The 11,945-nt window shown below is 44.6% G+C and carries 14 protein-coding genes; 10 read left to right on the top strand and 4 right to left on the bottom strand.

What is annotated here, in order from left to right:
- The first annotated feature begins 43 nt into the window (after positions 1 to 43).
- Positions 44 to 388 (top strand): hypothetical protein, encoded by a 345-nt coding sequence (locus MSG93_RS10465; RefSeq protein ID WP_032870628.1) that lies wholly within the window; start codon positions 44 to 46, stop codon positions 386 to 388.
- A 72-nt stretch (positions 389 to 460) separates the two neighbouring features.
- Here the strand turns inward: MSG93_RS10465 and MSG93_RS10460 are convergent, their stop codons facing one another.
- A complete protein-coding gene (locus MSG93_RS10460) occupies positions 461 to 676 on the bottom strand; it encodes a DUF2798 domain-containing protein (RefSeq protein WP_324621942.1) in 216 nt (71 codons plus the stop codon).
- 284 nt (positions 677 to 960) lie between these two features.
- Here MSG93_RS10460 and MSG93_RS10455 point away from each other — a divergent pair, with 284 nt between their 5' ends.
- Positions 961 to 1,299 (top strand): tRNA-binding protein, encoded by a 339-nt coding sequence (locus MSG93_RS10455; protein WP_324621781.1) that lies wholly within the window; start codon positions 961 to 963, stop codon positions 1,297 to 1,299.
- A 1-nt stretch (position 1,300) separates the two neighbouring features.
- Here MSG93_RS10455 and lnt read toward each other — a convergent pair whose 3' ends face one another.
- Together lnt and MSG93_RS10445 are read right to left on the bottom strand one after the other, a co-directional pair.
- Complete coding sequence (gene lnt, locus MSG93_RS10450) at positions 1,301 to 2,860, bottom strand: apolipoprotein N-acyltransferase (protein WP_262766496.1); 1,560 nt, start codon at positions 2,858 to 2,860, stop codon at positions 1,301 to 1,303.
- Positions 2,857 to 3,696, bottom strand: a complete 840-nt coding sequence (locus MSG93_RS10445) for an HlyC/CorC family transporter (RefSeq protein ID WP_004774169.1) — start codon at positions 3,694 to 3,696, stop codon at positions 2,857 to 2,859. Before MSG93_RS10445 ends, lnt begins: the two co-directional genes overlap by 4 nt.
- A gap of 175 nt (positions 3,697 to 3,871) precedes the next feature.
- On the opposite strand from MSG93_RS10445, the gene tusA reads away from it, so the two are divergent.
- Positions 3,872 to 4,129, top strand: coding sequence for a sulfurtransferase TusA (gene tusA, locus MSG93_RS10440; RefSeq protein WP_005226520.1), 258 nt, complete (start codon positions 3,872 to 3,874; stop codon positions 4,127 to 4,129).
- Between the two features lie 154 nt (positions 4,130 to 4,283).
- Here tusA and MSG93_RS10435 read toward each other — a convergent pair whose 3' ends face one another.
- Complete coding sequence (locus tag MSG93_RS10435; RefSeq protein ID WP_324621780.1) at positions 4,284 to 5,996, bottom strand: electron transfer flavoprotein-ubiquinone oxidoreductase; 1,713 nt, start codon at positions 5,994 to 5,996, stop codon at positions 4,284 to 4,286.
- Positions 5,997 to 6,183: 187 nt separating this feature from the next.
- On the opposite strand from MSG93_RS10435, the gene MSG93_RS10430 reads away from it, so the two are divergent.
- The 7 genes from MSG93_RS10430 (at position 6,184) to pqqB (ending at position 11,942) form a co-directional block, all read left to right on the top strand.
- Positions 6,184 to 6,807, top strand: a complete 624-nt coding sequence (locus MSG93_RS10430; RefSeq protein ID WP_324621779.1) for a DUF1285 domain-containing protein — start codon at positions 6,184 to 6,186, stop codon at positions 6,805 to 6,807.
- Positions 6,808 to 6,851: 44 nt separating this feature from the next.
- Complete coding sequence (murI, locus tag MSG93_RS10425; RefSeq protein ID WP_262755758.1) at positions 6,852 to 7,739, top strand: glutamate racemase; 888 nt, start codon at positions 6,852 to 6,854, stop codon at positions 7,737 to 7,739.
- Between the two features lie 94 nt (positions 7,740 to 7,833).
- On the top strand, positions 7,834 to 8,862 hold the full coding sequence (locus MSG93_RS10420; RefSeq protein WP_005226528.1) for a DUF4062 domain-containing protein: 1,029 nt from the start codon (positions 7,834 to 7,836) through the stop codon (positions 8,860 to 8,862).
- 70 nt (positions 8,863 to 8,932) lie between these two features.
- On the top strand, positions 8,933 to 9,949 hold the full coding sequence (hemH, locus tag MSG93_RS10415) for a ferrochelatase (protein ID WP_009514320.1): 1,017 nt from the start codon (positions 8,933 to 8,935) through the stop codon (positions 9,947 to 9,949).
- Between the two features lie 29 nt (positions 9,950 to 9,978).
- On the top strand, positions 9,979 to 10,623 hold the full coding sequence (locus MSG93_RS10410; RefSeq protein WP_324621778.1) for an MBL fold metallo-hydrolase: 645 nt from the start codon (positions 9,979 to 9,981) through the stop codon (positions 10,621 to 10,623).
- Positions 10,624 to 10,882: 259 nt separating this feature from the next.
- A complete protein-coding gene (gene pqqA, locus MSG93_RS10405) occupies positions 10,883 to 10,957 on the top strand; it encodes a pyrroloquinoline quinone precursor peptide PqqA (RefSeq protein ID WP_009514286.1) in 75 nt (24 codons plus the stop codon).
- A 73-nt stretch (positions 10,958 to 11,030) separates the two neighbouring features.
- The gene (pqqB, locus tag MSG93_RS10400; protein WP_324621777.1) at positions 11,031 to 11,942 is read left to right on the top strand and encodes a pyrroloquinoline quinone biosynthesis protein PqqB; all 912 of its coding nucleotides are present in this window, start codon (positions 11,031 to 11,033) and stop codon (positions 11,940 to 11,942) included.
- Positions 11,943 to 11,945: the final 3 nt, after the last annotated feature.

Below are 11,945 nucleotides of genomic sequence, written 5' to 3'. Positions count from 1 at the left end.
TGCATAATAAATCAGACCTTTGAACACAAGTGTGAGAAATCAGATGAAAGCATTTTTTATGTTGGATGAACTGAATCAGTTTCATTGGGCAATGCTTAAATCTGTATTGCTCATTTTAGCGTTATTGCCGATGAGTGAAGGTGCATTGACCTTATGGCAAGCCACTGAGGGCAGTAGCCAGATTATGATTGGTTTCTTTGCATTAAGCATGTTCAGTGCGTGGTTAGTACTGTGCTTTTTAAGTGCTTTAAAAACCACGCTCTGGCATCGGGCTGACCTGATTTCTAAATATGAGCAATTTTTATTTAAGGCTTATCGTTATATTCCGATGCTATTTTTATCCAGTCTGGTGGCTTATTTAAGCCTGCAATTCTCGATCAGCTTTTAAATCATTTAAAACTGAAGCGTTAAAAACGTAGATTTTAAATCTACGTTTTTTTATTGCCTGAACTTAGCCAGCCTAAACAAACAGAAAGCTAATTTTGCGTATGATGGGTAAGACCAGCAGCAGAACAGGAAAAATAATCAGCCAGAAAAGTCCCCAGACAGAAAGCCAGATGTCAGTCGAAAATTGTTCTAATCCCATGCGATGTATCGTACTCATGCGCGACACCCTCAATGCAATGATGATCGACAGGTACAAAGCTAAAACAACTACGGCATAATAATTTGGAATCTGTTAAAAACCAAAAGAAGACTTTTTGAAGTTTTGTATTTTTTACTTTGTAAAGCGACCAACGCGAATTCCTGATCAAAAGATGAAATATCCTGATTAAATAGTTCCAGGTATTGTTGAAGAGATGTTGGCACGTTAATTGACCTAAACCTATACGGCTTTATAAAGAGCATAATTCATTAAACAGGCAGGGTTAGAATGGAGAGTGAAAAATAAGCATCTTTATTTAAAAATAGAGATCCTCTATATTCCATAGGACTTGGAAAACCGCAGAGAATAACTAGATGCAACAAATTGAATGGAATGATTTTACTAAAGTTGAATTACGTGTCGGCCGGATTATACAGGCTGAGGTATTTAAACAGGCACGAAAACCCGCCTATATCTTGCAGGTCGATTTTGGTGAGGAATTAGGCATCCGGAAATCCAGCGCACAAATTACCAAACTTTATCAGCCTGAAGAGTTGATTGGAAAACTGGTGGTGGCTGTGGTGAACTTTCCGAAGAAACAGATTGGTCCAATTCAATCAGAATGTCTGGTCACAGGATTTTATAATGCGGAAGGAGAGGTGGCGCTTTGCGTCCCAGAGTTTGAGGTTCCCCTGGGCACAAAGTTGTTGTGATTTATCGACGCGATTTAAAGGAAATATCGACTTTACGTGGACGGTAAATCCAGCCAATGATCAATAACAGTACTGAGAAAATCAGGATTGGATAATCACTTAAGCGGTTATACAAGGTTTGTCCCTGCATGGCAGGCAGTTCACCACGCAGCACAGCTTCCTCATCCATGGGCGCCTGTTTCACAATATGACCATTCTGGTCGATAAATGCTGTCACACCGGTATTGGTGGCACGAATAAACCAGCGGCCATTTTCCTTGGCGCGCATTTGTACCATTTGCAAATGTTGCCAAGGTCCAGCAGTGCCTGTAAACCAGGCATCATTGGATACCGTGATGAGAAAGTCACTATCCGATGCATTACGGCGGGTCAGGTTGGGATAAGCCACCTCATAGCAAATGGCGGCTGCCAGTGCATGACCTTTAACGGCTAAGGGCTTCTGATTGGCCTCACCACGAGTAAAACCGCTCATGCTGACATCATTCTGCATTGCAGGCAAAACCCATTTCAGCATGCCAGATAGTGGAATATATTCGCCAAACGGTACCAGACGCTGCTTTTTATACAAACCATGCGAATCGCTGCCTGAGGCCATAATACTGTTGTAATACAACGGCTCACCGACCTGCTGTGACTTGGCCATATCCCAATATGGGATGCCCGTTACCCAGGCGCTGTCTGTTTTTTTGGCTTGAGCAGCCATCGCATCCAGAAATTCCGGAATATCGGTCTGGAACATTGGAATGGAGGATTCCGGCCAGACAATCAGGTCACGGCCCCATTCAGCACGGGTCAGGTTGGCATAAATTTCTAAAGTCTTGATCTGGTATTCAGTCAACCATTTCAGGTCTTGGGGAATATTGCCCTGAATTAAAGACACACTGAGGGGCTTGGCGGCTTTGGGTTGCACGAACTGAATCAATCCAGCACCCCATGCACCTAAAACTAGAACTGCGGAAGGCACCGCCCAAAACCAGCGACGGTTTAAAATCTCCACTAGAGCACAGGCCAGTACAATCACCACGAAAGAAACTGCATACACACCAAACAGTGGTGCATAACCATCTAATAGACGTTCAGTAAAGGCATAACCAGCGAATAACCACGGGAAACCGGTGAACACCCAGGTCTTGGCCCACTCAAACAGCACCCATAGGGGTGCAAATGTAAGCGGTGTCTCGGGGAAAAAGCGACGATACAGCCAGGTTTGAAAGGCTGTAAACAAGCCCATTGCCGCCGCCATAAAGGCAATCATCAACACGCTTAAAAAGGCATTGGTATCGCCATAGGTATGGATAGAGGTATAGAGCCAGAATGCCCCGACAAACCATAAACCAAAGCCATAGGCCCAACCGAGCGCAAAGGCCTGACGGGGACTCCGCTGGCGCAATACGGCATACAGTAATGCAGGCGATAAAATTGCCAGCCACCAGAAATAGTAAGGGGCAAGCGCCAAACTAAAGATTGCACCCGAAATGAGTGCAATCAACAGTGGAAAAATAAAAGGGAGCTGTTTTTGTGGTTGAGACGAATTTAACAGCTTCTCAAAATAGGTTCTCATTGACGGACAGCTCGAATCAGATGAATAGTGCGTGCATCTGCTTCAATAATGGTAAATTGCCAATCGCCAAGCTCAATGGTTTGACCTTGTAAATCGCTCACTAAACCAATTTCTTGCAGCAGTAAACCGCCCATAGTTTCAACTTCATCGTCAGAAAAATCTGCATTTAAAATAGTGTTGAAATGTTCGATTGGTGTAAGTGCCTGCACAATCCACGTATTTGCTGTGGTCGGGTCATTATCTGGAACGATATATAACGCTTCTTCATCGGCAATATCATGTTCATCTTCGATTTCGCCGACAATCTCTTCAAGAATATCTTCAAGGGTGACGAGACCAGAGGTTGAACCATATTCATCAATCACGATGGCAATATGGGTTTGCGTATTTTTCAACATACGCAGCACCTGATCTGAACGTGCACTTTCAGGCACAAACACAGGCTGGCGCATCAGTGAACGAATATCAACTTTGACATTACGCTCAGTTAAAAAGGGTAACAGGTCTTTCGCTAACAGGATGCCCACCACATTATCGCTTTGATCCGCTGAGAATACCGGGAAGCGCGAATGTGCAGAGTCGATCAGTACATGCAGGATATCAAGTAATTGATCGTCTTCCTGCAAGCTGATGATTGCTGTACGCGGTGTCATGACTTCTCGAATCTTTGTTGCTGGCAGGTCAAGAACACCCTCAAGCATGGCAACAGTATCTGGCTCTAAAAAGCGACGTGAGTCTTGAACTAACTTGAGTAATTCATCGCGGGTTTCAGGTGCGGTACCTAACCATTTTCTTAAGCCACGCATACCCCACGACGGACTGGATTCCTCGACCATGATCTTTCCTAAAGACTCTCTATATCAATTAGATGATTTTCATCATACCGAAGATAAAGCGGATATGCATCAACAATACTATGTAAAAAACGTACAGTTTTCCAAAACAGGCCGGATGATTTTTATATGAGCAGTTTATGCTAAAATGTGAAAATTCGAATATTTGAGTTTTATGATGTCTGAACAACCAAAACTTCCCGCTGTTCAAATCAATACGCGAGGTTTACGTTGCCCTGAACCTGTGATGATGTTGCATCAAGCCATTCGCAAAGCCAAGTCAGGTGATGTGGTTGAAGTGCTTGCCACAGATCCGTCAACCTCATGGGATATTCCAAAATTCTGTATGCATCTTGGACATGAGTTATTGCTCAAAGAAGAAAACCTGGATGAAAACAGCAATACTGAATACCGCTATCTGGTGCAGAAAGGCTAAGTTTAATTTTTGTCTTTTAAATTGCATGGCACATAAAAAAATCCGAGTCTAAACTCGGATTTTTTGTTTTGAATTACATATTTGGATATGAGAAGCGACTAAAGCTTCGCAAGGTGAGACCCACCAAGACAGCGTCTTAGTGGGTCGCAAGGAATTACATATTCGGATAGTTCGGACCACCGCCACCTTCTGGCGTTACCCAAGTAATGTTCTGTGATGGGTCTTTAATATCACAGGTCTTACAGTGAACACAGTTGGCAGCATTGATCTGGAAGCGTTTAGAACCGTCATCATTTTCCATGATTTCATAAACACCCGCAGGGCAGTAGCGTTGCGCTGGCTCATCCCATTTTGGTAGGTTAACGTTCACTGGAATTGAAGGATCAGTCAACTTTAAGTGTGCTGGCTGATTTTCTTCATGTACCGTATTGGATACGAATACTGAAGATAAACGGTCAAAGGTAAGCTTGCCATCCGGTTTTGGATAGTTTGGCTTAAACGTTGATGCATCTACCGTTTTCAGTGCAGCAAAGTCTTGTTTAAGATCATGCAAGGTGAACGGTACTTTAAGGATGTTTTGATCGATAAAGTTAAATGCACCACCAATCCACTGACCAAACTTGTGCATGGCAGGACCAAAGTTGCGTGAGTTATATAACTCTTCTTTTAACCAAGAATTGTTATATTTATCGGTATAAGAAGTGAGCTCTTTGTCGAAATGATCGTCGCCTTCAAGCACACGTGCAATCGCCAGATCGCCACCTTTGGCAACACCCGCAGCAATGGCTTCGAATAGTGCTTCACCACACAACATACCTGACTTCATTGCAGTGTGTGAGCCTTTGATTTTTGAGAAGTTCAAGAAACCGGCATCATCACCAATCAAGCAACCGCCTGGGAAAGTGAGTTTAGGCAATGCATTAAAGCCACCTTTTACAACAGCACGTGCACCGTAAGAGATACGTTTTCCGCCTTCAAGGAATTGCTTGATGGTTGGGTGGGTTTTCCAGCGTTGCATTTCCATGAATGGATACATATGCGGATTTTCATAGGATAAATCTACGATCATGCCCAGAGTCACCTGGTTGTTTTCAGCGTGATATAACCACCAGCCACCCGATGAACCGGTTTCAGACAATGGCCAGCCCGCACCGTGCATGACTAAGCCTGGCTTATGTTTAGCAGGGTCGATTTCCCAGAGTTCTTTAATCCCGATACCGTAGTGTTGCGGATCAGCATCTTTATCAAGGTTATATTTTGCAATCAGGCGTTTACCGAGGTGACCACGGCAGCCTTCAGCGAATAAGGTGTATTTGGCATGAAGTTCATAGCCAGGTGTGAAATTATGTGTTGGCTCACCATTTTTGCCAATGCCCATATCACCTGTTTGAATGCCTTTTACGGTACCGTCTTCATGGTACAGAATCTCGGATGCAGCAAAGCCCGGGAAAATTGAAACTTCCAGCTCTTCTGCTTTCTGGCCTAACCAGCGCACGACATTACCGAGGGAAATCACATAGTTTCCTTCGTTATGCATTGATTTTGGAACCATCCAATACGGCATTTTTTGTGCTTTGGTATCAGACAATAAGAAGTAGGTTTCATCACCCGTTACAGGAACATTGAGTGGCGCACCTTCTTCTTTCCAGTTTGGAAATAGTTCATTGATGGCACGTGGTTCAAGTACAGCACCTGAAAGGATATGCGCACCAACTTCGGAGCCTTTTTCAACAACACATACAGAAAGGTCAGGTAGGTTGTTTTCAATCGCTAATTGACGAATTTTAATCGCAGCAGATAAACCAGCAGGTCCTGCGCCTACGATCACTACGTCAAACTCCATCGCTTCACGTTCGATGTGTTCCATGTAGGACTCCTCATATTTTTAAGGGTGGCAACCGTAATATTGCGATTCGGCGCTGCCATGAGTGTTCTTAATTGCCAAACACAAATGATACTATTGTGCTTGCAAACGTTTGGGATAGTATAGTTTTAAACCTTGATCTCGCCAATTGGCTGAGCGGTCATATTTTCTCGTCAGCAAGGCATAAACTATGATAAATGAAAATGATTCTCCACAAAACTCTTTAGAAAATCAGGGAAAAGTCATGTTTTCTGATGATAAAAACTTAATGAACATTGCACAATACTTAAATGATGTACAGCAAAGTCACAAAAGGTCAATTCCGCCTTTAGAGCAGTGGCATCCAAAGCATTGTGGCAAAATGGATTTACGCATAAAAGCCAATGGAGAATGGTGGCACGAAGGTCAATTGATCAAACGTCAGGCGCTGCTGGATCTGTTCAGTAGGGTATTGTGGAAAGAAGACGGCAAATTCTACCTCAAAACCCCGGTGGAACAGATTGAAATCGAAGTTGAAGACGAACCATTACTGATCAATCAGGTGGATCAGGTTGAAATTGAAGGCAAGACCTACCTGCAATTGATAACACCTAATCAGGACGTGGTGATCGTGGATGAGCAGCATCCGATTTTTATGCGTGAATTTGCAGGTGAGTTACGGCCGTATGTGCATGTGCGTTTTGGCATGAATGCCTTGATCCAGCGGCAGAGTTTTTATCATCTCGTCAACTACGGGACTTTGTCTGAAAATGCACAGGGTGACACGGTTTTGACGCTAAAAAGTGGTGATTTGGTCTTGCATTTGAGCCCCTGAGGTTTAAGCTTAAACGAGTAAATAAACCAGTGTCCATGTGCAATATGACAGCCGTTCAATCCATGCCTCTTTTACTTGATCCCATGCCACATGCATCTGCTGATGCACCCATAGGGGTTTTTGACTCAGGTATTGGCGGATTATCGGTTGCACAGGAGATTGCAAGACATTTGCCCAATGAACGCATTCTTTACTATGCCGATACGGCGCATGTGCCCTATGGCGCACGTTCAGATCAGGAAATCCGTCAACTGACGGCTCAGGCAATCGAATGGCTCTACCGTCAGGGCTGTAAAATTGCCGTGGTGGCATGCAATACTGCCTCTGCTTTTAGTCTGGATTATTTACGTGATCACTATGGAGAGCGGTTTCCGATCGTGGGACTGGTGCCTGCATTGAAGCCCGCCGTGATCCAGACCCAATCCAAGGTTGTAGCTGTGCTGGCGACACCTGCCACCTTCCGTGGACAGCTCATAAAAGATGTGATGGCAAACTTTGCCCAGCCTGCGGGCGTCAAAGTGTTGACCGTGACCAGTCTGGAACTGGTGCCATTTGTTGAGGCCGGACAGCAGATGAGTCCGGCATGTCTCGACGTACTACAACAAATTTTACAACCTGTAGTGGAACAGGGGGCTGACTTTCTGGTCTTGGGCTGTACCCATTATCCTTTCCTGAAAGATGCGATTCGTCAGGTTTTTGCTGAAAAATTAAAATTAATTGATTCTGGACAAGCAGTTGCGCGACAAACTGCCTATCTTTTAATTAAAAATGGGTTATTATGTGACAAATTGCGTCATAACATTACCCGTATTCAATGTTATGTCAGTGGTAACAATGCGCAAGAACTGCAACCGGTTCTTCAGCACCTTATACCCGAACAATTAACATGGAAGATTCAAAATCTGGCCGAGATTGAGATAGGAAATCACTAAATCGAGCCATATTGATATATTTATTGGGGTTAGTTGTTAATAAAAATCAAGATAGATACTTGATATTATTGATCAATGAATTGGGGCCTGGCCTATGCAAGATACTCGTTATCAAGTCTTTATTTCTACCTCTGGCAATGAAATGCAGCCAGAGCGAGCGGTTCTGGCACAAACATTAGTTGGAATGGGATTCCTGTCATGGGGGCTGGAACAGCGCACCCCGCTCAGTACCTCGATTGCCCGTCGGCAAATTGACGATTGTGATTATGTGGTGATTCTGCTGGGGAGCCAATATGGCGAGCAATCGGTTTCAGGTGTGGGCTATATGCATCTGGAATATATTTATGCCATGACCAAACAGAAGCCTGTGATTGTATTTATGCATGAAGACCCCGAGTCGCGTGATGTTAAATTGCATGATCACAAGCCAGAACTGAAAGAAAAATTCAAAGAATTTAGAAAACAGCTCCAACACGAAGTGGATCAGGTGTTTTGTTATCGTACCTTAAGAGATCTGGAGCTGGCGGTACGTTCCAGTATGCCGCAGATGCTCGAGCGTTATCCGGTGGTGGGTTGGGTCCGTCCACAAAACACACAGGTATTGCGTGATGAAATTGACGCATTACGTGCCAAGGTGAAACAGCTGGAAACGGAACTGGGTAATCGTGAAGCGGATCCGCTGACCAATGTACCTAAAGTTTCCATGCATGAACTCTATTCATTTGAATACCGTATGCATGCCTATCAGGATGGTAACTTCAAGGAAGTCAAACCCCATCGCAAGATGACCTGGGCGCAATTGCTGAATGTGCTCGGCTCAGCCTTTGTGATTCCGACCCCGGAAGAATATTTTTCCAAGCGCATCAATGAATACCTGAATGAAACCGGTCTGGACGACGCACGTCAGGAAATGCCAAGGGCGCATGCCGTATCTCGTGCCCAAGTCAATATTCGTGCCTTGCATGAAATCAAATTACAAATGCGTCAAAACGAATGGATTATGCCAACAGGGCGAGATGATCGACAACGCATGTTGTGGCAGCTCACTGCAAAAGGACAAAAACTACTGGAAAGTAATATGCTGGATAGCAATCGGGTTTTCCAATTTAAAACCATGCACTAATCCAATTTATAAAACGTGACTAAAACTGCTAAAGTAATTGTATGAACTCAATAAAAAGCGGATACGGTCTATGTTAGCGACACAAAAACCAAAAGTGACTGTGATTCTGGCCAATTTAGGCACGCCCGATGCAGCCACTGTGCCAGCAGTACGACGTTTTCTGAAACAGTTTTTATCTGATAGCCGTGTGATTGAGATCCCCAAATTATTATGGTGGATCATTCTGCACCTCTTTGTTTTGACCTTCCGTCCAAAACGTGTGGCTGAAGCTTATGCTTCGGTCTGGTCCAATGATTCACCGATGCGTGAAATTGTGCTGGAACAAACCCTGCTGGTTAAACAGCGCCTGCAAGAAGAAAATCACCAGTTTGATCTGACGGTTGTGCCGGCCATGACCTATGGCCAGCCGAGTATTCATGATGTGCTGGCGCAGCTGGCAAAGGACCCACAAGAACATGTGATTTTATTGCCATTGTTCCCGCAATATTCAGCGACCTCGACAGCACCACTCTATGATGCCTTTGCCAGATGGATTCCACAGCAACGTCATTTACCCGGCCTGACCATGATCAAGGATTACTATCAACATCCTTTATTTATTCAGGCACTGGCAGATAGCGTACTGCACTATCAGGGACAGCATGGCAAAGCTGAAAAACTGTTGATGTCCTTTCACGGGATTCCCCAACCGTATGCCGATAAAGGTGATCCCTATGCTGACCGCTGCCGAATCACAGCACGTCTGGTGGCAGAAGCCTTACATCTGAAAGAGGATGAATGGGCGATCAGCTTCCAGTCACGTTTCGGCAAGCAGGAATGGGTCAAGCCTTATACCGATCAACTGTTACAGCAATGGGGTGAGCAAAAAGTCCAATCGGTACAGGTGATTAGTCCAGCCTTTTCAGCAGATTGTCTGGAAACCTTAGAAGAGCTGGCGATGCAGAACAAGGAAATTTTCCAGCATGCCGGTGGTGGCGACTATGCCTATATTCCAGCCTTGAATGCGGATCAGGCCCATATAGATTTGCTTGCCGGTCTGGTTCAGGCTAATCTTGATGCACTTACCCATACCTTAGCCCATCGTTAAATCGACGCTTTATTTCGCCAGAGGTTGCTATGCTCCAAGTCAAAATTGTCCCCGTTACTGCATTTGCCCAAAACTGCTCAATCTTGTGGGACAGTGAAAGTAAAGAAGCGATTTTGATTGATGCAGGTGGCGATGCGGCGGTACTGAAAAAAGAAGTCGAGGCTTTGGGACTAAAAGTAAAAGCTTTGTGGTTAACGCATGGGCATCTTGATCATGCAGGTGCAGTTGGCGAACTGGCTGAAACATGGCAGATTCCGGTGATTGGCCCGCATAAGGAAGACCAGTTCTGGCTGGAAATGATTCAGGAGGTCTCAGCGCGTTATGGCTTTCCAATTCCACAGCCAGTCAAGGTCGATCAATGGTTGGAAGGGGGCGAAGTCTTAAAGCTGGGCGATGATGAGTTCGAGGTGCGTTTTGCTCCTGGGCATACCCCCGGTCATGTGATGTTCTATAATGCCAAACATGGCTTATTGTGGACAGGTGACGTGTTGTTTAAAGGCTCGATTGGCCGGACCGATTTTCCAAAAGGCAATCACCAGCAGTTGCTTGATTCGATTCAGCGCGAATGCTTTAGCTTGCCGGATGAGACCCAGTTTATTTCAGGTCATGGCCCCATCAGTACCATTGGTTATGAAAAGCAATTTAATCCTTTTGTGGCCAGTAAAGCAGGCTAATCGGATGTTTCGCTGGTGTATATGAGGGCTTGTACACCAGCTTTTATACTGGGTGTCATCATGACTGCCCCTTTGAGGTGCGTAAAAATAGAATGATCATTACCGAAATTTAGTCAAAACTCACAATTATCGAACAATATCTTAGGCTGGGTAGGTCTACAAAGCGATTATTTTTATTTAGAATCAAATGTGAAACGCTTTATTGATGTTGAATTAATTGTTTAATTTCACCTGATGAATACCAATTGGAGACGATTTCATGCAATGGACTAAACCTGCTTTTACCGATGTACGTATTGGTTTTGAAGTGACGATGTACTTTGAAGTACGTTAATCATTCCGATTCAAATTCAAGATGAGCCCTAGTTATGTCTAGGGCTTATCTTTTTCTAACAAGAAATTAACTTATGTATATTCATGTTCTAGGTTCAGCTGCGGGTGGGGGATTTCCGCAGTGGAATTGTAATTGTCCAAACTGTCATGGCGTACGTAACGGTACCATACAGGCCAAGGCGCGGACCCAATCCTCAATCGCGGTTTCCGAGAATGGCATCGATTGGGTACTGCTGAATGCCTCGCCCGATATCCGTCAGCAATTATTTGATTTCAAGGCGGCTCAGCCGGCGCGCAAGTTGCGTGATACTGGCATTCGTGATGTGATCCTGATGGACAGTCAGCTGGATCACACCACCGGACTGCTGACGTTACGTGAAGGCTGTCCAATCAAGGTTTGGTGTACCGAGATGGTCTATCAGGACCTGACCACAGGTTTCCCGGTATTTAATATGTTGAAGCACTGGAATGGCGGTCTGCAATATCAGCAAATCAATCCGAAAAAGGCCTTTAAGATTACGGGTTTTCAACATCTGGAATTTATGCCTCTGATTATTCAGAGTGCGGCACCGCCGTATTCACCGCATCGTCATGATCCACATGACGGTGACAATATTGCGCTGATCATTCGCGACCATCAAACCCAAAAACAGTTGTTCTATGCCCCTGGACTTGGCAAGATTGATGAACGGGTCATGCAGATTATGCGCGATTCAGATTGTGTCATGATTGATGGTACGCTGTGGACAGATGATGAAATGCAGCAGACGGGTGTCGGCAGCAAAACCGGACGTGAGATGGGACATTTATATATTAGTGGCGAGGGTGGTTCATTGTCTTATCTGAATCAGCTCAGCCGTCCTAAAAAAGTGCTGATTCATATCAACAATACCAACCCGATTTTAGATGAAAACTCGGCTCAGTGTGCTGAACTCAAGGCTCACGGTGTGGAAGTGGCTTTTGATGGCATGCAGATTGAACTTTGAGGT

It is taken from the genome of Acinetobacter sp. IK40, assembly GCF_035615075.1.
GTDB classification, from domain to species: Bacteria; Pseudomonadota; Gammaproteobacteria; order Pseudomonadales; family Moraxellaceae; genus Acinetobacter; species Acinetobacter courvalinii.
The sequence above is the reverse complement of the archived record's forward strand: the minus strand, read 5'-3'. Positions and strand labels throughout refer to the sequence as shown.